This is a genomic window from Levilactobacillus senmaizukei DSM 21775 = NBRC 103853, from assembly GCF_001592085.1.
Lineage (GTDB): Bacteria > Bacillota > Bacilli > Lactobacillales > Lactobacillaceae > Levilactobacillus > Levilactobacillus senmaizukei.
Window position 1 is genome coordinate 1 of record NZ_BCWD01000029.1, and the last position, 20,717, is coordinate 20,717.

The following is a 20,717-nucleotide window of genomic DNA, read 5'->3' on the forward strand; positions in this document are numbered from 1 at the left end:
CCTTTTTTATTTGGTTATAGGGTCATTTCATCTTTATTAGATGTAATTAAGTGAAGAATCCAGTAACAGAAGAGCTGGATGAAAGTCATCAGCCCCACGAACAACCACATGTCTGGTGTCCACATGGTGATGAGTGGTCGGACGAATTGTTCTGGATTCAAAAAGAGATAGATCGTATGGATTCGGAGGAAGCGGCCGATATAAATGCCAACGGAGGTCAGAAAGGTCAGGGCAACCAAGATCGCCACCCGACCAAGACGTTGCCCCTTAACTAACCGTTCGGCGACCAGGTGGCTCACGTGATTTAGGCTCCAGAAGCCCAGGAATGAACAGCCAACGGCGCTGATGACCATGTACGTAAAGTATATCCAGATATGGGGAGTCACCCTGAGTAGGCCGCTAAGTGCATATGGCCGCAACAGCGACAGATGAAACAGATCGGTCAGGAGATAGGGGGTGTTGGGGTAGAACAACAGCCACAGGGCAAATATCGGCCAGAATAGCCAGGCCTTTTGAACTTGCCGGCTGTGGAGGTGAAAGCTGATCTCGATCGGGAGCACCCCTAAACAGGTATTCAGGACCAAAAATGAGAAGGGATCTTTCGCGCGGAAGAACAGAAATATTAACCAGATTATGAAAAAGATCCGGACTTCCCACCGGGCACGGCGACTCATCAGCTTTCACCTTCTTTCTAAACCTCATCTAACCTTATTTTAACGCCAATGACAGCAAAATTCGCTCAATATGACTTCCATGTTACCAGATTATTCTGGTTCTGCTGACGGTCAGGAATGGTTTTAAAGAATCCGTAAGTTTTCTCAGCGAAATGCCGGGGGATTCGGCATTACTTAGGATTCAGGGCGAAAAGTCTGGGGTGGCGTGCTATAATAAAATCTGAATTCGATTTGGAGGGAAAGTCATGAACCTGGATTGGGGCAACATCCTGACAATAGGGAACCTAGTCAACCTGCTCGACATTATTGTCGTCTGGTTTGTTATCTATGAACTGATCGTGATGCTCCGGGGCACAAAGGCCATTCAACTGTTCCGGGGGGTTATTTTGATTTTAATCGTCCGTTTTGTTAGTGCCTATCTGGGCCTCAACACCGTGTTGTGGTTGGTCGATCAGGTCATTAACTGGGGCGTGATTGCCATTATTATCGTCTTTCAACCGGAAATTCGGCGGGGCCTGGAACACCTGGGTCGCGGGTCAATCTTTGTTCGAATGCGTCATGAAAACGAAGAGACCAATCATATGATTGAGGGCCTGGATAAGGCCATTCAATACATGTCTAAGCGTCGGATTGGGGCCCTGATGACGATTCAACAGGAAACCGGACTGGAAGATTATATCGAAACGGGAATTGATTTGGACGCCGAACTAACGGGTGAACTCCTTATCAACATTTTTATCCCCAACACACCACTCCACGATGGCGCAGTGATTATCCGAAACAAGCGGATCGCCGTTGCGGCGGCCTATCTACCGCTGTCTGAAAGCAACCTGATTCCTAAGGAACTGGGGACGCGTCACCGGGCGGCGGTTGGGATCTCGGAAGTCACAGATGCCTTGACGATCGTCATTTCTGAAGAGACCGGTGAAGTATCGATTACTAAGAACAACGAGCTCATTCGGGGGTTAACTCAGGAAGATTACTTGAAATTGCTCCGCAATGAACTGGTTAATTCCGAAGCGGCCTCGAATACCAATGTCCTGGTTAAGACCCTGGATTGGTTTGACAAACGTTTTAGAGGGGGGCGGCGCTAATGAAGAATCGGCGTTACACGACGTGGCTCTACCGGGTGCTGGCATTGATACTGGCGATCCTATTATTTTTATATGTGAATAGTACGAAGTCATCCAATAATACCCAGTCAACCAGCTCAACGGGGGCAAACACCTCGCTCACGGCAACTAAGTCCATGACGGTCTCAGTCCCATTACAACTTAACGTTAATAGTAACAAGTATTTCGTGACAGGGTATCCCCAGAAGGTCAAGGTTACCTTGCGGGGGCCACTGGCCCTGGTCACAACAACCGCTAACACGCAAAATTTCAAAGTCTACGCGGCGCTAAGTGACCTCGGTGTGGGCAAACACCGAGTGACCTTGCACCAGGAGGGATTGAATCATGAGATTCAGTCGACCATTGCGCCGGCCAAGATTACGGTTGATATTGAGCCGCGGCGGACGGTCTCGTTCCCGGTTAAAGTTCAGTACAATAGTCAAAACATTGCCGCTGGTTACTCGGCCGGCAAGGCCACTTCTGACGTTACCACGGTAAAGGCGACCGGAGCGGCCAACGAGATCTCACGGATTAAACAAGTGGTGGCCCAACTGACGGTGCCACAGAATACCAAGAAGACCCTTAACAGCCAAGCGGTGATTGAAGCCTTGGATAGTTCGGGCAAGACGGTTAATGTTATCCTGACGCCGTCCACTACGACGGTTAACCTGCCGATCAAGTCGGACGGAGAGTCCAAGAAGGTGGGGTTAAACCTGAACGCCAAGAATGGGTCATCGGGAACCTCTTACAAGCTAACCAGTAATGTGTCGAGCGTGACCGCTTATGGCAGTTCGTCACAACTGAAGGATTTGGATGACGTGGATGTCGACGTGGATGTTAGTGACGTTAAGAACAACGCCACGAAGACCATTACGTTGGATACAGATGACAACGATGTCACGGCCTTTGACCCAACAACGATTAAGGTTACCGTTAAAGCAACGACAAACTAAGACTTAGAAATGAGGAGTATTGATCATGAAGTATTTTGGAACTGATGGCGTCCGGGGCGTTGCCAATCAAGAATTAACCCCTGAATTAGCATTTAAAGTTGGTCGATTTGGTGGCTACGTTTTAACTCAGCACGCGGATAGCGATAACGACCATCCGCAAGTATTGGTAGCCAGAGATACGCGGATCTCAGGGCAACTCCTGGAGAACGCCTTGGTCGCCGGACTGTTGTCCGTTGGAATTGAAGTTCTTCGTCTGGGCGTGATCAGTACGCCAGCCGTTGCCTATTTGGTTCGGACGCAGGAAGCCGCAGCCGGCGTCATGATTACCGCTTCCCACAACCCGGTCGAATATAACGGGATTAAATATTTTGGGAACGATGGCTATAAGCTCTCAGACGAAATGGAAGAAGAAATTGAGGCCTTGCTCGACGGCGAAAAGGACGAGTTGCCACGGCCAACCACGGATGGCTTGGGTACCGTTGAGGATTATTCCGAAGGTAGTCAAAAGTATATCCAGTTCTTGGAACAAACCATTGCTGACGACTTAGAAGGGTTGCACATCGCAGTTGACTCTGCGAATGGATCAACCAGTGGTTTGGTTTCACGGTTATATGCCGACCTGAACTTAGACTTCGATACGATTGCGACAACTCCCAACGGATTGAACATTAACGATCAGGTTGGGTCAACCCATCCCGAGCAGCTACAAAAGTTTGTGGTTGAAAAGGGTGCCGAGATTGGTCTGGCCTTCGATGGTGACGGTGACCGGTGTATCGCGGTAGATGAAAATGGGGACATTGTCGATGGTGACAAGATTATGTATATCTGCGGGATGTACATGGCCGAACACGGTCGCCTAAAGAAGGATACTATCGTAACCACGGTTATGAGTAATCTGGGGATGTATAAGGCCATGGCTGCCCACAACCTGAAGTCGGTTAAGACCAAGGTGGGGGACCGATATGTGGTTGAAGAAATGCGGAAGTCTGGGTACAACCTGGGGGGCGAACAATCTGGGCATATCGTCTTCTTGGACTTCAACACGACCGGTGACGGTCTCTTGACTAGCTTGCAATTACTCCACATCTTGAAGGTCACCGGAAAGAAACTTTCCGACTTGGCTGCCGATGTGAAGACCTATCCACAAAAGTTGGTGAACGTCAAAGTTGCCGACAAGCAAGCAGCCTTGAACAACCCACGAGTTCAGGCCATGATTAAGACGGTTGAAGAAGAAATGGCCGGTGATGGCCGGGTACTGGTTCGTCCTTCCGGGACGGAACCTTTACTGCGGGTGATGGCCGAAGCCCCAACCGAAGAAATTGTAAGTGGCTACGTGGACCGCATTGCTGATGTGGTTCGGGCCGAAGTCGGCGTTAAATAACAAATGAAAACGTGAAGGGATCCGGCGCAAGCTGGGTCCCTTTTTCTGTAAATTCAATAATAAAAGGCCATTAGACCAGTTTTGAATTTTTTAATTGACAACCCTGGTGAAAGGCTGTAAAGTGTAGTCATTCAGAATTGTTTTTCATTTTGTTTCAGTCTATACCAATTTTGAAGAAAGCTGATACATTTAAGCTAATAAATTATCCGCCATCCCGCAGTCAGGTTGATTGGCGTTGAGTAAAGGAAGAAAATAACATGTGTGGAATTGTTGGAGTTACTGGGAAAGATAACGCCGTTCAGATCTTAGTAGACGGTTTACAAAAGCTTGAATACCGGGGTTACGATTCCGCGGGCATCTATGTTAACGATCAAAAGGGTGAGGACTTCTTGGTTAAAACCACGGGTCGGATTGCCGAACTCCGTCAAAAGATTACGCCTGACGTGCATGGTTCAACCGGGATTGGTCACACGCGGTGGGCCACTCACGGTGGGGTAACCGTTGATAACGCTCATCCACATTTCTCTAATGATGACCGCTTTTACCTGGTCCACAACGGCGTTATCGAAAACTTCCAAGAATTAAAAGATACCTACTTGAAGGATGTTCCTTTCAAGAGTCAAACCGATACCGAAGTCGTTGTTCAATTGGTCGACAAGTTTGCCGTTGAAGACCACTTAGACGCCAAGAGTGCCTTGGTTAAGACGCTGGGCCTGTTGAAGGGTTCTTCATATGCTTTCCTGATGATGGATCGCGAACAACCCGACACCATGTTTGTTGCTAAGCAAAAGAGTCCCCTGTTAATCGGTGTGGGGGATGGCTTTAACGTGGTCTGTTCCGACGCCTTTGCCATGCTTCGTGAAACCCATGAATTCCTAGAATTAATGGATGGTGAAGTGGTAACCATTACGCCTAATAGCGTTGACATTCAAGATGCTGACGGCAAGGCCGTTACTCGGGATCCCTTCCACGTTGACATGGATCCTAATGAAGCCGATAAGGGGACTTATCCCTTCTACATGTTGAAGGAAGTTGACGAACAACCTAACGTGATGCGTAAGTTGACGCAAACATACTTGAACGGTGAGGGCAAGCCAGAGATCGATGATCAGTTGATCAAGGCCATGCAAGCAGCCGATCGGTTGTACATTGTGGGTGCCGGAACGAGTTACCATGCGGGCTTGATTGGGAAGCGGCTCTTTGAAAAGCTGACCAGCATGCCAACCGAAGTCCATGTGTCTTCGGAATTTGCTTATGAGCAACCACTGTTGTCCGCTAAGCCATTCTTTATCTTCCTGACCCAGTCCGGCGAAACGGCCGACAGTCGAGAAGTCCTATCTAACGTGAACGAAGCGGGTTACCCAAGCTTAACGATTACGAACGTCGAAAATTCAACGCTCTCACGAGAAGCTAACTTCACCTTGCTCTTACACGCCGGTCCAGAAATCGCCGTGGCCTCAACCAAGGCTTACACCGCACAGATTGCTTTGGAAGCAATCTTGGCCAAGGCCCTGGGCGAAGACCTGGGCTTAGATGCCGCTAAGGCCTTTGATGTGCGGACACAATTAGCGTTGGTTGCCAATGGGATGCAAGCCATTGTTGATGAAAAGGATAAGTTGGAAGGGCTATCCAATGAATTCTTGATGGATACCAACCGGGCGTTCTACATTGGTCGAGGGATTGATCAAGCCGTTTCCTTGGAAGCTGCTTTGAAGCTAAAGGAAATTTCATACGTTCAAGCCGAAGGGTTTGCCTCTGGTGAATTGAAGCATGGGACGATTGCCTTGATCGAAAAGGGGACACCGGTTATCGGCATTATTACACAGGCCAAGACGGCTAGCCTAACTCGGAGTAATTTGCAAGAAACGATTGCCCGCGGGGCCAAGACGATGACCATCGTCCGGGAAAGTTTAGCCACTGACGATGATGACCTGGTTCTGCCGGATGTCGATGAACTCTTAATGCCACTCTTAAGCGTTGTACCGGCTCAATTACTGGCTTACTACACCAGCCTGAACAAGGGCTTGGATGTGGATAAACCACGAAACCTGGCTAAGAGCGTGACGGTTGAATAAATAAGTTAAATAACATCGAGATTCGCCGGCTCATTACTGGTGGGTTTGGTGAGAGCGGTTTGGAGGGTAACTTTCAAGCCGCTTTCATTTGGCGTCAACCGGTGGTATTACTTGCATAAACGTTGTTTTCGTTGTATAGTGTTTTCAAATATTCAATGAAAATGTGGTGAAAGTCATGAAATATACAAAACGGGTTGATTCCCATAAGAATCAGAAGCAACGGGATGCAACCTTTGAGAAATTCCGTAAACAGCAGAATGCCCTGAGCGCCAACCGGCGTGGCGTTCGTCGCAAATAAGTCGACCACTGAAGCCTTCAGTGAGCGGCTTTTTTATTGGCTTCAAAAAGGGTGTCTGACTTGCAAATATGGCCTAGAGCATTTATAATTGGACTATACCATTAAAGACAAGGAGACTAACAATGATGACACAAGGAACGAACATGGACTTGCATATTGTCAAAGATCAGGCTGAAGGGGGCCGTGTAGGCTTTCAGGTCTTCAAAGACGCGTTAGCCGGTGGGGCTAAAGTTTTGGGCCTGGCCACCGGGAGTTCACCCATTACCATCTACAATGAGCTGGCTGGTAGCCAACTGGATTTCAGTCAACTGACTTCGGTTAACTTGGATGAATACGTTGGGTTGAACGCAGACCATCCGCAAAGTTACCATTACTTCATGCAAAAGAATCTATTTAATGCTAAGCCATTTGCTCATTCCTACGTGCCGGACGGGTCTAATCTGGATGCTGCTGCGGCAACCAGTCAGTACGACCAAATCATTGCAGATAATCCGATTGACTTACAATTGTTGGGCCTGGGCCAAAATGGCCACATTGGGTTCAACGAACCGGGAACTGACCCCGAGTCAACGACGCACAAAGTGACCTTGACGGAGTCAACGATTGCCGCCAACGCCCGTTTCTTTGAAAACGAAGACGAGGTGCCTCGGTATGCCTATTCGATGGGGATTGGCTCCATTTTAAAGGCCAAGCAAATCTTGATTGTGGCGTACGGTGAGGCCAAGGCTAAGGCCGTTGCGGCGATGATCGAGGGTCCTGTCACACCAGATGTTCCGGCAAGTTACTTACAAACTCATCCCCGCGTCACGGTTATCTTAGATGAAGCCGCTGCCAGTCAATTAAAGCACTAATTTAGATTTCCTTTGAAATTTGTTCCTAGACCGAGACGAGTTATGGTATTCTTGTTCTGGAAACGTTTTTAAGGGGGAACGGTTAGATGAAGCGATCAAAGCGCTGGCTACTCGCCACACTGTTAGTGGGTGTTGGCTTGAGTAGTCTGGTTATTACGAGGGAATCGAGTCATGCGGCGACTTCCAATCCTCAAAATTTTATCTCACAATTGAAGAGTCCCGTGCAAGCCGTAGCAAATAAGTACAAGCTGTACCCATCCGTTATGATGGCCCAAGCGGCTCTAGAAAGTGGTTGGGGAACCAGTCAATTGACGACATCGGCCAACAATTACTTCGGGGTGAAGGGTAGTTATAACGGGCAGTCGGTCAGCATGCAGACGGCCGAGTATGATGAAAACGGGCAACTCTATTATACGAAGGCTAACTTTCGTAAATACCCGAATGCCAAAGCCTCGATGACCGATAACGCCACCTTATTGCGTAACGGCACGAGTTATAATCCCACGATTTATAGTGGCACCTGGCGTGAGAACGCCAAGACTTATTCAGATGCGGCCAACGCGTTGACTGGGACCTATGCTACAGCCCCGAGCTACGGCGGTAGTCTGATTAACCTGATTAAGCAGTATAACATGAGCAGTCTAGACAGTCGCAACAGTTCCTCGGGTTCTACTGCAGACAAGGTGGTCTACGACACGGCTAAATATTATGGCGCAAGTGGTACGCAAACGGCCAATCTAAGCAAGAAGTACAGTAGTTATCGTTTGTACAATCACGTCAAAAATACACGGGCAGGAATCACTAAGACATCCTGGAGCAAGGTTAAGGCCAATAAGGGTATCAGAGTTTATCTCGACATGCGCGCGGTTAAAACGTCTGCTAAGTCGAAGGCCAAGTCGACTTGGTACCGAGTACGCTTTGCTAAGAGTACGAAGTCGAAGAAATACTGGGTTTATGATAAGGCGTTAGCGTTTCCGAGCATCAGTTATACCGGCGGTACGGCCAAGGTCAAGGTGAATAGTAAGCTGAGTGGGAGTTATTACGACCACGTTTTTAATTCGCCGTATCTGGCTAAATCGAAGGGTAAACTGAGCAAACTGACGGCTAAGACTTATCAGGCGGATAGCCAGGCCATTAAGAATCAGGATGGTGTTAAGACTACTTGGTATCGAATTAAGGTCGGCAGTAAGAAGTATTGGATCGCGGCTGCAGAGACGGCCGCCAGTCCACAGTATGATTACGTCACCTATTCCGCAGCGGGTGGCACCAAAAAGTTAAGTAGCAAATATAACAAATACAAGTTGTACAATCACGTCAAAAATACGCATTTTGACCAGAGGATCTCTAAGTGGCCCAAGGGCAGTAAAAAGGGTGTGAAGGTCACGGTCAATCTCAAGGGCTACAAGACCGCGTACAAGACCAACTGGTATCGCCTTAAATTTAGCGGTAAGAAAACCAATTACTGGGTTGATGCACGAGCATTGTCCTAGCAACCGAAGTCGGGACCAAGTCCCGACTTTTTTTATTGACCGCAGTGGCTTAAAGAAAAGACTAAGCCGACAGAGAAATGTTCCCCCATTGATAAATATTTGGTATAATACAACAGACTAAGCTTGGATCTCTTTCAAGCGGTATTTGGATGGTTAATAACCGAGTTAGGAAGTTTAATTCATGGATAATTCTTATAAAATTAAGGTTCAAAACGTTACCAAGGAATATGACTTGTTTAAGACCCAGTCGGAGAAGCTGCGGTCATTCTTTTCAGTTGGCAACAATAAGGTGCCTCATTTCTGGTCATTGATGGGTATCTCCCTCGAGGTTCGCTCCGGTGAAACCATTGGCCTCATCGGGGTCAACGGCTCCGGAAAGTCGACCTTGTCGAACATCATTTCCGGAATCATTCCACAGACAACCGGGGTAGTCGATGTTCGTGGGGATACGTCCATCATCGCTATCGGTGCTGGGTTGCGAGGAAACCTGACCGGTCTCGAGAACATTCGGCTGAAGGCCTTGATGCAAGGGTTAACCAACCCAGAGATCGATGCCTTAATGGATGATATCGTGGGATTTGCCGATATTGGGGATTTCCTATACCAACCCGTTAAGAGCTACTCCTCAGGGATGAAGTCCCGGTTGGGGTTTGCCATCGCGGTTCACGTTAATCCAGATATCTTAATCATTGATGAGGCTTTATCCGTTGGTGACGATACGTTCTACCAAAAATGTGTGGACAAGATTGCTGAATTCAAGGACCTGGGTAAGACGATTGTCTTCGTTAGTCACTCCTTGAAGCAAGTCGAAATCCTCTGTGATCGAGTAGCGTGGATTCATTATGGGACCCTGAAGGAACTTGGCCCTACTAAAGAAATCGTGCAACACTACCGCAACTTCACGAAGTGGTTCAAGGCCCAAACGAAACAGGAAAAGAAGCACTTCCAACGTCAAATGAAGAACAATCAAAAGACGTTTGACATTGACGCTTATCAGAAGCAAGTCATTGCGGATCGGCAAGCTGCTGAACCAAACAACGGTAATGTATCCGCCGAAGTTAAGAAGGACTTCTATGGTTCGGTCATTAGTGAAAAGATGACGGCGAGTTCGCGCTGGTTAACCTTTGCGGTGACCCTAGTTTTCTTGTTCACCTGCTGGGCTAATATCTCCGGGCACTCGTTACGGAGCATTATTCAGAACCCGTCGAACCTGGTACATGTTGAAAAAGTACTGCACGATTCGAACGAGACTAAAGGTGTCAAATAATTAAAAAATAATTAGAAAATAGATAGATTTTTATCATTTAACGTGGTATGTTTAATTTACCATTTATTTACCCCTTTGTTTGATTTCCCAATGAATTGGATGAAGGTCTATCTCTCATTTGGTGAAAACTAAATGGTGGAATCGACAGCAATTGTCGGTTCCTTTTTTTGTAGAATGGTCGATTCTGGTTATGAGTGAGGGGGGACATCGTTAAAACGTACAATAATTTTCAGAAAGCTATTGACAGCGCTTACAAAAACCGGTATATTATTGTCTGTAAGGTATTAATAATTACCTTCTAATCAATTCTCTTTCTCTCTTATGCCGACCACTGCCATTCCCTGGTAGTGGTTTTGTTTTGCGCTCAATCACGGTATAATAAGACCATTGTGGGAGGAATTCGAAATGAAAAGTCATGAAACATTTACATTAATCGAGGAAATTACCCGGTTAGACGGCACCAAATACATGGAGATCAGCGATATGGTTCAGAATGGTCGAGCCGAATTGGCCGTCGAGCGAGGACTCATCAAGCAAGTTCGTATTCTTCAGCTAAACATTGCCCACACGCCACACGTCCAGGCTTATGAAGACTACGTCAACGAACATTACACGATGCCGGAAGAGGACTTTACCAAATTTGATGAGTGGGAAAAACCGGCAGACATGCAGCAGGAAGTTCAAGCGATCCTCCACGAAAATCACTTGGGATAAGTCGTCACAATTAAATTAAGAAAGCCATTCGTTTATCGGGTGGAAAGGCAAGTGACATAACCATCACTTGCCTTTTTTGTTGATCCACAACTAAATTCTAGTCGTTAACTAAGCCCGGTGATAGCATGTAGGTGAATTCACAAAATGCCTTAGAATCATGACTTGGGAGGGTCCAAACATGCATAAATCTGTAGTGAGTGGTGTGGTTGCTTTAATGTTGCTGAATGTTGGGGCAGGGTTACCATTGGGCCAGTCGATTGGCGAGCCTAGTGTAGCCAGTGCAGCGGCATTAAATGCAGCAAAGCTGGCAAATGGCAAGTATCAAATAAAATACAATCTGTATCGAACGGGTACCAAGCAGGCGTCGGAGGCTGCGCAATACTTAAATTCAACGGCGACGGTGGTTGCCAAGGACCGCAAGGCCACGGTGACGATTAAGGCTACCAAGGCTGGCAATCAGTTCTTAAATGGTATGACGTTAGCCGGTCAGGCAGCGAGTGTCAAGCGGAGTAGCAGTGGTAATACGTATACCTTCACCAAGGTAAATTTGAAGAAGGATCAGACGATTGGTTTCAAAGTCACCGTTCCGATGGGTAATCAGATGACTACAATGACTCAGACGGCAACCTTGAGGTTTAAGACGACTAGTCTGCAGGCGACAAATAAAGCCAAACTGAGCGTCCATAAGATTAAAGCCAAGGCGCGGAAGTTAACCGGAACCGCAACTAAACGGGCGAAAGTCACCGTCAAACATGGCCAGCGGACTTTGGGGCAGGCGACGGTTAACACCAAGTCATATACGATTAAGTTGAAGCAACGAGTCAAGCGAAACTGGAAACTGAAGGTCGTTGCGACTAGACCCGGCTATCGAACCACGACCAAGAGCGTTACCGTGAAGTAGCAGCGATAATGCTGGGAACCAAAGGAGCTGTTTCAGAACAGCTCCTTTTGATGACTGCTGGTTATGATGGATTGGGGGAGCTGAAGGATGATGAAACGGTGGTTAATTGGGCTGGTCATGGTTACGGTTGGGTTATTAAGTTGGATGGGCAGCGGCGTGTCAGCACAGGCGGCAAGTCTGGCGGACGGCGTTTATCAAGTGCCGATGAAGATTGAACAATCAAAAAGTGTGCGTGAATCGGCGGCCAATCAGTTCTTCGCCAAAACGGCAGTAGTTAAAGTTGAAGACCAGCGGCCGACAGTTGTCCTCATTTCCAATGGCGGTCAATACATCCAACAGTTTGACCTGGCTAAACAACCGGCGAAAAAGGTTGGTACGGTGAATCAGCAAACGCTTTATCAGGTTCAGTTAACAAGGTTAGCGAGCCCCATCACGGCGACCTTCAAGTTAGTCACACCGGTGGGTGCGATGACGGAGTCTGCTCGGTTAGTCTTAGATTGGGAACACGCGCAGAGCAGAACGACGGCGGTCACCACAGCAGCGTTGATGCAGGCTGCTAATGACCTTGCCAGACAGCAGAAGGTGAAGGTTGAAACCACTAAAATACCAGCCAAAACGGCGACCCAATCCGTGAGAACGACGGCCAAGAAAGTTCAGCCAAGGCTGACACGAGCCCAGACTCAAGTGACTTATTGGCGTTATCAAGTCCTGAAGGGGAGCGGGAGTGGTCGTTCACAAGCCGATCGTTATTTCACCGATTTGGCTGAGATCAGACGAGACAGCGAAAAAAACTATCAAGTTAAGTTAATCGTCCGTTATGCAAAGTCGCTGGGACTGGGTCCCAAGGCGGTGGTGCCCGAAATGGTGAATGGTCGGCCCGTGGCCACCGGAACGATTCACTATCAATCAACTGGCGATCATTATCAAATGACGTATCAATTTTCGGTATCGCGTTTGCAAGATTTATCTCATCATCTGATACCCGGCAAGATTCACGTCACGGTACCCGGTGTCGGGCTTAGCCAGACGTTTCCAATTCGGTTCAAGTTTGCCAGTCATGGAGCGGCCAGTGCTGATCGGGCAACGGCGGTGGCAATTGCCGTCAAGGGCACTCAAAGGGCCTCTGTGACTCAGCATAACCAACGGGCAACTTTACCGGCTATACTGGGGAGAATACGACCCAGCGGGCCATCATGAGCCTAATAGGGGGTATTATGGTCATAGGAATCTCATGGAAGTTGCGAGGTCGTCACTGGGGACGTTGGTTAGGCGTAGCTAGTGGGATTATGCTGGTTGGCCTGATGGTACCGGTTTTCAGTGCACATGCTCAGTCCATTGATTATCATGCTTACAAGTACCAGACAACCAATCCTTCAATGGCGAGTGGTTATTTTGTTCATCCTGCTCAGGTGCAGGTGGCCGGCCAGCAGTATCTGGTTAGTGTACGAATGAAAACTGCCAAGCAGCTTGGCAGCTGGCCAGTTACAGTGGAAAGTGTCGCCGGACAGGGACCAATTATGCTGCATCGGCGCAAGGATGGTAAGGGAAATTCGTTGGTAGATTTTTCATTTAAGACGTCCAGTCTGAAGCAGCCGGTGACCTTAAAACTTAAAATTGACGTGATCCATGTTTATCAGGCGACTCACCGAATGAGCCTGCAGTTTCAAACCCGTGGGCTCCCAAGCCTGCAGACACGTTCACGGGCCCAAGTAACGGTTACAAAGCCGGTAGCCAAGCAGTCCCATTCTCCGGCTAAAGTCGAATCGTCTGAAAAAGCGGCGGCTGGATCGGCGTCAGCAGTTAGGCCGAAGACATCAAGCTCGAGGAATCGTTCTGGGTCAGACCGTCCGGCAAAGAAACCGTCATTATCGGAAAATGATGGCACCTCGGCTGATCAGGTCCCACAGCAAGCGGTTCATTGGAAGGTTCTGGTTGGTGGTATTCTCATGATTGTTGTGGGGATCGGTGGCGGTAGTTGGTTTTACTTTGGTCGGCACTGAGTTAACCGCCAGGGAATAATCCAGCTGATCAATTTAGACAAGCAAAAAAAGGCGTTGTGGCCGCAACCACAACGCCTTTTTGACGATCGGACTAGTCTTCCTCAGTCCCGTTTTTAATCTCGTTAATTTGTTCGAACAGGATGCCTTCGCGTAATCCCGCATTGGAAAAAGTGATTTGTTTTGAATCGAGCAGTCGCATGAGTAACGTGACGGGAATTAGCCCACCCACGATGATATCGGCTCGGTCCTTGGAAAGACCTGGAATCTTCTTCCGTCCAGCTAGATCGAGGCTTAGCAGGCGGGTTAACGTCGCATACACCTCGGCCGCAGAAAGCTTGTAGCCATGAACGTCCTCGAAATTCAAGAAGTTCTTATTCCGTCGATTGATTTTAGCAAGGGTCCGGTTCGCACCACCCAGTCCGAAGACGGGAAGATTGGTGGCCTCACGCAGCCACCAAACATCATTTAAGATGTTGTTCACATAGGTCATTGCCGCAAACAGGGAATCGGCCTGAACTCGATCACTTTCTAGGTAAGCCTGTGACAAGGTCACGGAACCTAGCGGGATCGAGACGACATGTTTCATTTGCCGATTCTGGACCAAGATGAGTTCGGAAGACGCTCCGCCGGTGTCAACGAGTAAGCCATTGATAACGGGCAAGGTGTTCACCACACCTAGGTAGTCATACCGTGCCTCGGTCGTCCCAGGAATCACGGTGAAATCGAGATCTAATTGTGTTTTGACTTGTTTTAAAAATTGCTTTTGATTGCCGGCCTGACGGACCGCCGCAGTAGCAACGGCCTTAATCTTGAGGTGATCAAGCTCACTGTAAATGGCTCTAAATTCTTCCAGAGCGGTTAACGTCCGCTCGATGGCCGCCGGTTGTAAGATTTGGGAATCACCCATGTTTTCGGAGAGCCGGACATAGCGCTTCTCCTGGGTTACCGTCTGATAGTTGCCGGCATTGTCGAGTTCACTAATCGTCATCCGGACTGAGTTTGATCCCAGGTCAATGACAACTAAGTTTTCCATTTATTCAGGACTCCGATCGATAGGGGATTTTGGTTGATTCTTAGGACTTAACATTGGTTTGAATTGATGCGTAACTGAGCCGCCTTCAGGGCGTTTTTGGGTGGCAGCTGCAATTTCTTTGGTAGCTTGAGTCATGAAGCTAGCCTGGGCATCTAGTGGATCGAGCCCACGCCGGTCGACGCGGGTAAACGAGCGGTCGGCCATCAGAACACGGGTCTTGACGTTATCATGCCAGAGCGTGTTGAAAATGTCAAAAACCCGTTGACGTAGCGTCGCGTTCAAGATTGGAAATAGCAATTCAACCCGGCGATTGAGGTTGCGGGTCATGAGGTCGGCACTGGATAAGTAGACTTGGGAATCGCCCGCATTGGCAAAGGCGTAGATGCGGCTGTGTTCCAGGTAGCGGCCGACGATGGAGTGGACCTCAATATTTTCGCTGAGTCCCGGGATCCCAACGTTCAGGCAACAGATTCCCCGAACGATCAGTTTGATATGCACGCCGGCATGGGAAGCCTCGTAGAGCTTAGCGATCATTTCCGAATCGGAGAGTGAATTCATTTTCATCTCAATCCAAGCCGGTTGGCCTGCCTTGGCGTGCGCGATCTCCTCATCAATCTTCTTGCTAATGAAGGTTCGAATGCCATCTGGTGACATGTGTAATTGGTGGAAGAATGGGGGTTCCGAATAGCCGGACAACATGTTAAAGATGTTGGAAGCATCGATGCCCATGTCTGTGTTGGTCGTCAGCAAGCCGAGATCGGTGTAGAAGTGGGCGGTCACGTCGTTATAGTTCCCGGTTCCCATGTGCATGTAGCGCCGAATCCCATCGGCTTCTCGTCGAACTATCAAGGTGAGCTTACAATGGGTCTTCAGTCCGATTAGGCCGTAGATCACATGGCAACCCATCTTTTCCAGTTGTTGGGCCCAGTGGACATTATTTTCTTCGTCGAAGCGGGCCTTAACTTCCACGAGCACCGTGACCTGCTTACCATTTTGGGCCGCCGAACCGAGATATTTAATAATAGGCGAGTTGGCGGAAACCCGGTACAGGGTCATCTTAATGGCGAGGACATCGTCATCATAGGCTGCCTGACGAATGAACTCCGTGACCGCAGAGAAGTTGTCGTAAGGGTGATGTACCAAGACATCGTGCTGGCGAATCGTCTTGAAGACATCATCGGTCGGCTGCAATCCGGGCGTTCGTGCCGATTGAAAGTCTGGGTACTTCTCGTCGTCGTGACCGGCAATTTGCTTGGTCAGGCCACTGAGGCAGGTCAGATCGATGGGGCCATTGATTTCATAAACGGCATATTCCGCGATGTTGATGGACTTAATCAGCCGTTGACGTAGTGATTGGCTAATACCTAATTCGACTTCTAACCGGACGGCGCCCCCGTGTTCCCGTTTCTTCAGTTGCTGTTCAACTTCCTTTAATAGGTCGGAGGTGTCTTCCTCGGCCACGTCTAGGTCCATGTCCCGGATGACGCGGTAGTTTGCGGCTTCCTTGACCTGATAGCCAATGAAGAGGTTACCAATGAAGGTTTTGATGATGTCTTCCAGCATAATGAAATCATTGTCGGCCCCCGGCAAACGGACGGTCCGTGGGAAGATATCGGGAACTTGGACGGTGGCGAAGCGCTTGTCCTTCTTGTCCCCATCCTTGAAAAGCCGCAGGGCAATGTTCAGGGTGTTGTTACCGATGAATGGAAATGGGCGTGAGCTGTCCACGGCCATCGGGGTCAGGGCAGGAGAAATTTCGTCGTTGAAGTATTTTTCAATAAAACGGGTCTGTTGACCGGAAAGTTCACCCGGTTCCAAGACGTGGACATCGAGGTTCGCCAGTAAGGGGAGGAGCATCCGGTTCAAGGTCGAGTATTGTTTGACCACCTGGTCATGGGCCTTCGCATTGACAGCGAGTAGTTGAGCTTCGGCGGTCATGCCGGAGGCGTCAGGCTTGGGATAGTTGACGGCGGCCAACTTTGATAGTGAGGCTACCCGGACCATGAAGAATTCGTCAACATTGCTTTGCGTAATTCCTAAGAACCGGACCCGTTCTAACAGTGGATTGGCCTTATCACGTGCCTCTTCTAAGACACGATTGTTGAAGTCCAGCCAACTGAGCTCACGGTTGGTGTAATACTTAGACTTGGTGTAATCAACGGTCATTTGTGTAACCTCCTTTGTTTTAAGACGGGTTGTAGCCCGAAGACGTCGGTAAAGAATTGGGCTTTGTAGTTAAAGGCCCAGCGGATCAAGTACAGTTCGTCGTCACTGAACGCGGTGATGACAATCTTATTTGTCCGAACGGAGACGGAAATTTTTTGAATGGTTTGTTGATGGGCATCGTCCAAGGCATCGGCTAACCGCAGAATGGCGGAAAGCTTGGCGACCACTAACCGTTTGTCGGCATCTAATTGTTGGAAGTGGGCAAGGTCTTCCGCCGGCGTTCGCGTGCTGTGATAACGAGATACGGCGGCAATGATCTGCGTTTCTTCATTCGAAAGGCCTAGCATTTCCGACTGTTTCAAGACGTAATCGGAATGTAGATAGTGTTCGTGGGTATCGATAAAGCCCCCAATGTCGTGAACGATGGCCGCAATTTGTAACAGGAGTCGGTCCCGGTTGGTTAAGTGATGCAGTGGTCGCAGTTGGTCAAAGAGGTGCAGGGCAAAGTGCCGGACCAGTTCCATGTGGTGCGGTTCGACCCGGTAACGTTGAGCCAGGTCATCGGCTGCCGCTAGAATTTGATTTTCAAAGTGATACTTATGATGGCCAGCGGTAATCGATTGGTTAGTGGTGAGGCCATCGAGGACGTTCAAGTTCACCAGGTGGAGTTTGTCGGCGTGAACCACGGTCAAAAGTTTCTTAACCAGGAGCACGACGGGTAATACCGTATCGACGTTTTCTTCGGTAATTCGCAGTCGTTCAACCAAAAACTGATTGGTGGCGCCGGAAACTTCCCGGCTAAATTTGATGAAGTCTTGAATCGTTAGGGTGTAGCTAATCTTATTTTGTGGAATGAAGTAATTGTTTAATGGCGTGGCCCCAATCAAGATAATTTGGTTGGGGGTGTTTTGTAATTCGGCCGGTAAAAATCGGTAAAAGTCATCGACCTTACTGTTGATGTAGTCGTCGAGGACATCAACGGGGTTGGGGGCGGTGGCCCGTAAGTTTTGCAGGACCTCTTTAATTCGGATTGGACCCAGCTTCATGTTGTGGGAAGCCACCAGGTGGCCATTAGCAAAGAAGGACAGGGTCGTACTCCCTGAGTTCAGGCCGATAATGGCCGCGTGATGCTTGACCAAGTCTTGATACTGGTCGAGTTTGAGGGCAATGGCTTCGTTGCGTACGAAGGATTCTTCCCCTAGTGACAGCCAATCGATGTGGAGACCGGTCCGCACGTAGAGTTGGTCCCGGATGAATTCGGCATTTGGTGCTGACGACAAGGCTTGAGAGCCCCATACGCGGTAATTAGTGACGCCGTAGTCCTTAATAATTTGTAGAAATCCCCGCAGGGCTTCGACAGCGTCGGCGACGGTTCCAAAGTCAATTTCTTCATGGTTGTAAATATTTTCCCCAATTGCGACGCTGGATTTTACTCGTTCCGTTTGCGTGCCCGTTTTCAGATTGACGATGGAAAGCTCAATGCTGGAAACATTCACTAGGATGGCGCCAAAATAATCATCAGCCATAGTTGTCATCTACTTCCTCAAGAGTTTTTAGTCGGTGAAGACTTGATTGTCCATAATTAGGCGGTCCAAATGTTTTTCGGTTTGTTGATTCTCTGGGGGCAGGACCCGATAGTCCCCATACATACGTGTCAAAATGTTATCATAATCTTTCGGGATCTTGAGCATCAGTTGCTCAAAAGGCACCGATGTTAAGTCAGTTAACTCAGAAATCGAATAAATTTCTTTGTCATAGCTGTATTGCGAAGCTAGATTTTTGAATTGAATGCTCGCAGTGGTTTGATACTGGGTCATCACGGCATTCCGTTCGACTTTTAAGGCAGCCACCTCGGCTAGCTGCTCCGGGGTGAGATCACTTTGAAACTTACGTAGTGGCGTATCAACTAAGTGATAACGCAATTGAAAAAGAATCCGAGCATTTAAGACCTGAAATTTAGCAAGTTGTTCCCGTTGTAGACCCGGGTCACTGGGAATTCGATCCAATGGAAAGATATCAATGAAGACCCCTTTGCGGGCGTTGTTAACATTATTCTTCTCTTCAATGTAAGTTCTCCGATCAAGCAGCTTGGCGTAACTCAGCCCATAGTTCTCATCGGTCTGTGGCGTTTGTAAGAAGTAGTTGCTGGTGGTTAGCAGTGATGGTGCCTCAGTAATAAGACGGTCGTAGTCGGTTCGTAATAGGCCCACATCGACATCGTCGTCCCAAGGGATGAAGCCTTGGTGCCGAACGGCGCCCAGTAGGGACCCACCCAGCAGACAGTATTCGATGTTCAACTGCTCACACAGCTGGACAAATTGATCGAGGTTGCCTAAGGCAACGTGGTGGATTCGTTCGATTAGCGATGTCATAAAGATTCCTTTCTAGTCTTAATTGATTGAATAGTGGCTCTGATGAATGGACCGATGATGGGTATCTTTGTAGGTCACGGTGATGGCCGCCGAGCCCTTAGGCTCAAAGGTTGCGAGGCCTTGTTCACTCTGACCAGCTTTGAGCGGCATCACGGTGCGATTCAGCTTATTGTTATCCTGGGTCTGGCTGGTGGTGAATGCCAGGTTACCTGTCCCTAGGTTTTTGCCGGATTGCTGAGCTGAGACGGCATCCTGCCAGATATCGTTAGGTACAATCGATTTGGATTGATGGTTCGTCACGGTATAATACAAGACGAAGAGTTGTCGGTTGGCCGTGGCGCTCGCCGTGACCTTCATACCGGTGATCTGGAAGACCACGTTCGAAATGGTAAAGGTTTGCTGGGAATAGGTTGCTGTGGGTTTAGCCTTGCTTGACGAAGTGGAACGCTGAACAACCTGTGAATGACTGCTTGCTGAGCTCGGACTTGCGACTGACTTGGTTGGCGTTTGATTGGCACAACCGGTCAGGAGGCTCAGGCTGAGTAAGCCTAATAATATGCACTGTTTTTGTTTCATGAAAGCGCCTCCTCCTTGACTATCGCACATTCAACGGGGTTGGTCCAGTAGCTAAGCGTTACTATAAGAAAAACTGGAATTTAACGCGGGTAAATGCTAAGATAAAAATCGTATTTTGAGAATTGTAGGTGGGAAAGCATGGCTGATCAGGAACCGTCATTACTGGATGCTTTTATTGATGTGTATATGAATTCTTTGAAGTATTTGGATGAATTTGTCTCGGAGCCTGCTAAGGAGTTTCACCTCTCCTTCGAGCAGTATTTAATTTTACGTGAGATTACCCGTCATCGTCAGGTAACCCTTATGGATATTGCTAGTGAACGTCAGGTCACCCGGAGTGCGGTCTCCCGACAAATTAAAACTTTGTTAAAACAGGGCTATTTAGAACAACAACCGGACGAAAATGACCGGCGACGGTTATACTTAATTGCGACGCCTACTGGGGCCAAAGCGGAACGGGTGATTCGGGAACGAATCAGTACGCGATTCCAGAGCTGGGTCGATGTTTATGGTGAAGATCGGGCGAAGGAAATTTTGACCTTTATTCGTGATTTCAGCCAGCTAACCCGACTAAAAAAATAAGCTTGTTAGCAATTGTGCTAAGAGAAAAGGAGATTGAAGCCAATGGCCAAAAAGCGCATGAGTGACGAAGAAGCCAAGCGCTGGCGTAAGATTGTCTTCATGGATGATGATCGCGATGACAAGCGGTCATCCCGGCAATCCCACTCCTATGTTTATGGCGAGTCCACGCAGAGTTCTTCATGGTGGGAACGGCTACGGCAGCGACTAGGTCGCCATTAAAGTGAAAAGACCACACGGACCGATATCAATCGGGGGTGTGGCCTTTTTTTATC

20 protein-coding genes are annotated in these 20,717 nt (G+C 48.5%); 14 read left to right on the top strand and 6 right to left on the bottom strand.

Annotated features, from left to right (window positions below; all coding sequences use genetic code 11):
* Nucleotides 1–14 precede the first annotated feature (14 nt).
* Nucleotides 15–674, bottom strand: coding sequence for a DUF1361 domain-containing protein (locus tag LSE01S_RS09230; RefSeq protein WP_061777346.1), 660 nt, complete (start codon nucleotides 672–674; stop codon nucleotides 15–17).
* A 245-nt stretch (nucleotides 675–919) separates the two neighbouring features.
* On the opposite strand from LSE01S_RS09230, the gene cdaA reads away from it, so the two are divergent.
* The 12 genes from cdaA to LSE01S_RS09290 all read left to right on the top strand — a co-directional run bounded on the left by cdaA (nucleotide 920) and on the right by LSE01S_RS09290 (nucleotide 13,716).
* Nucleotides 920–1,768 carry a diadenylate cyclase CdaA gene (gene cdaA / locus LSE01S_RS09235; RefSeq protein WP_061777347.1) on the top strand — a complete coding sequence of 283 codons (849 nt, stop codon included), beginning with the start codon at nucleotides 920–922 and terminating at the stop codon, nucleotides 1,766–1,768.
* Nucleotides 1,768–2,739, top strand: a complete 972-nt coding sequence (locus LSE01S_RS09240; protein WP_061777348.1) for a CdaR family protein — start codon at nucleotides 1,768–1,770, stop codon at nucleotides 2,737–2,739. Before cdaA ends, LSE01S_RS09240 begins: the two co-directional genes overlap by 1 nt.
* A gap of 25 nt (nucleotides 2,740–2,764) precedes the next feature.
* Nucleotides 2,765–4,120 carry a phosphoglucosamine mutase gene (gene glmM / locus LSE01S_RS09245; protein ID WP_061777349.1) on the top strand — a complete coding sequence of 452 codons (1,356 nt, stop codon included), beginning with the start codon at nucleotides 2,765–2,767 and terminating at the stop codon, nucleotides 4,118–4,120.
* Between the two features lie 257 nt (nucleotides 4,121–4,377).
* Nucleotides 4,378–6,195 carry a glutamine--fructose-6-phosphate transaminase (isomerizing) gene (gene glmS, locus LSE01S_RS09250; RefSeq protein WP_061777350.1) on the top strand — a complete coding sequence of 606 codons (1,818 nt, stop codon included), beginning with the start codon at nucleotides 4,378–4,380 and terminating at the stop codon, nucleotides 6,193–6,195.
* Nucleotides 6,196–6,370: 175 nt separating this feature from the next.
* On the top strand, nucleotides 6,371–6,493 hold the full coding sequence (locus LSE01S_RS11210; RefSeq protein ID WP_156470509.1) for a hypothetical protein: 123 nt from the start codon (nucleotides 6,371–6,373) through the stop codon (nucleotides 6,491–6,493).
* Between the two features lie 143 nt (nucleotides 6,494–6,636).
* Nucleotides 6,637–7,344: a glucosamine-6-phosphate deaminase gene (locus LSE01S_RS09260; protein WP_061777364.1), complete on the top strand. Its 708-nt coding sequence runs from the start codon at nucleotides 6,637–6,639 to the stop codon at nucleotides 7,342–7,344.
* 86 nt (nucleotides 7,345–7,430) lie between these two features.
* Entirely contained in the window at nucleotides 7,431–8,834 is a 1,404-nt protein-coding gene (locus LSE01S_RS09265; protein WP_061777352.1) for a glycoside hydrolase family 73 protein, read from the top strand.
* A 181-nt stretch (nucleotides 8,835–9,015) separates the two neighbouring features.
* Nucleotides 9,016–10,101, top strand: coding sequence for an ABC transporter ATP-binding protein (locus tag LSE01S_RS09270; RefSeq protein ID WP_061777353.1), 1,086 nt, complete (start codon nucleotides 9,016–9,018; stop codon nucleotides 10,099–10,101).
* A 405-nt stretch (nucleotides 10,102–10,506) separates the two neighbouring features.
* Complete coding sequence (locus tag LSE01S_RS09275; RefSeq protein ID WP_061777354.1) at nucleotides 10,507–10,815, top strand: hypothetical protein; 309 nt, start codon at nucleotides 10,507–10,509, stop codon at nucleotides 10,813–10,815.
* A gap of 178 nt (nucleotides 10,816–10,993) precedes the next feature.
* Nucleotides 10,994–11,716, top strand: coding sequence for an NEAT domain-containing protein (locus LSE01S_RS09280; RefSeq protein ID WP_061777355.1), 723 nt, complete (start codon nucleotides 10,994–10,996; stop codon nucleotides 11,714–11,716).
* A 90-nt stretch (nucleotides 11,717–11,806) separates the two neighbouring features.
* Nucleotides 11,807–12,913: an NEAT domain-containing protein gene (locus LSE01S_RS09285; protein ID WP_162257441.1), complete on the top strand. Its 1,107-nt coding sequence runs from the start codon at nucleotides 11,807–11,809 to the stop codon at nucleotides 12,911–12,913.
* Nucleotides 12,914–12,930: 17 nt separating this feature from the next.
* Nucleotides 12,931–13,716 (top strand): NEAT domain-containing protein, encoded by a 786-nt coding sequence (locus LSE01S_RS09290; protein WP_061777357.1) that lies wholly within the window; start codon nucleotides 12,931–12,933, stop codon nucleotides 13,714–13,716.
* 91 nt (nucleotides 13,717–13,807) lie between these two features.
* On the opposite strand, the gene ppx is transcribed toward LSE01S_RS09290, so the two are convergent.
* The 5 genes from ppx to LSE01S_RS09315 are packed head-to-tail and all read right to left on the bottom strand — an operon-like array spanning nucleotide 13,808 to nucleotide 19,863.
* Entirely contained in the window at nucleotides 13,808–14,749 is a 942-nt protein-coding gene (gene ppx / locus LSE01S_RS09295; RefSeq protein WP_061777358.1) for an exopolyphosphatase, read from the bottom strand.
* A complete protein-coding gene (locus LSE01S_RS09300; RefSeq protein WP_061777359.1) occupies nucleotides 14,750–16,915 on the bottom strand; it encodes an RNA degradosome polyphosphate kinase in 2,166 nt (721 codons plus the stop codon).
* Complete coding sequence (locus LSE01S_RS09305) at nucleotides 16,912–18,441, bottom strand: Ppx/GppA phosphatase family protein (RefSeq protein WP_235808332.1); 1,530 nt, start codon at nucleotides 18,439–18,441, stop codon at nucleotides 16,912–16,914. The genes LSE01S_RS09300 and LSE01S_RS09305 overlap by 4 nt, the downstream gene beginning before the upstream one ends.
* A 27-nt stretch (nucleotides 18,442–18,468) precedes the next feature.
* The gene (locus LSE01S_RS09310; protein ID WP_061777361.1) at nucleotides 18,469–19,287 is read right to left on the bottom strand and encodes a LicD family protein; all 819 of its coding nucleotides are present in this window, start codon (nucleotides 19,285–19,287) and stop codon (nucleotides 18,469–18,471) included.
* A gap of 18 nt (nucleotides 19,288–19,305) precedes the next feature.
* On the bottom strand, nucleotides 19,306–19,863 hold the full coding sequence (locus tag LSE01S_RS09315; protein WP_061777362.1) for a DUF5067 domain-containing protein: 558 nt from the start codon (nucleotides 19,861–19,863) through the stop codon (nucleotides 19,306–19,308).
* A gap of 138 nt (nucleotides 19,864–20,001) precedes the next feature.
* Between LSE01S_RS09315 and LSE01S_RS09320 the strand changes: the two genes are divergently transcribed.
* Both LSE01S_RS09320 and LSE01S_RS11065 read left to right on the top strand, forming a co-directional pair.
* Entirely contained in the window at nucleotides 20,002–20,445 is a 444-nt protein-coding gene (locus LSE01S_RS09320) for a MarR family winged helix-turn-helix transcriptional regulator (RefSeq protein ID WP_061777363.1), read from the top strand.
* A gap of 42 nt (nucleotides 20,446–20,487) precedes the next feature.
* Nucleotides 20,488–20,664 (top strand): hypothetical protein, encoded by a 177-nt coding sequence (locus LSE01S_RS11065; RefSeq protein ID WP_169790367.1) that lies wholly within the window; start codon nucleotides 20,488–20,490, stop codon nucleotides 20,662–20,664.
* Nucleotides 20,665–20,717: the final 53 nt, after the last annotated feature.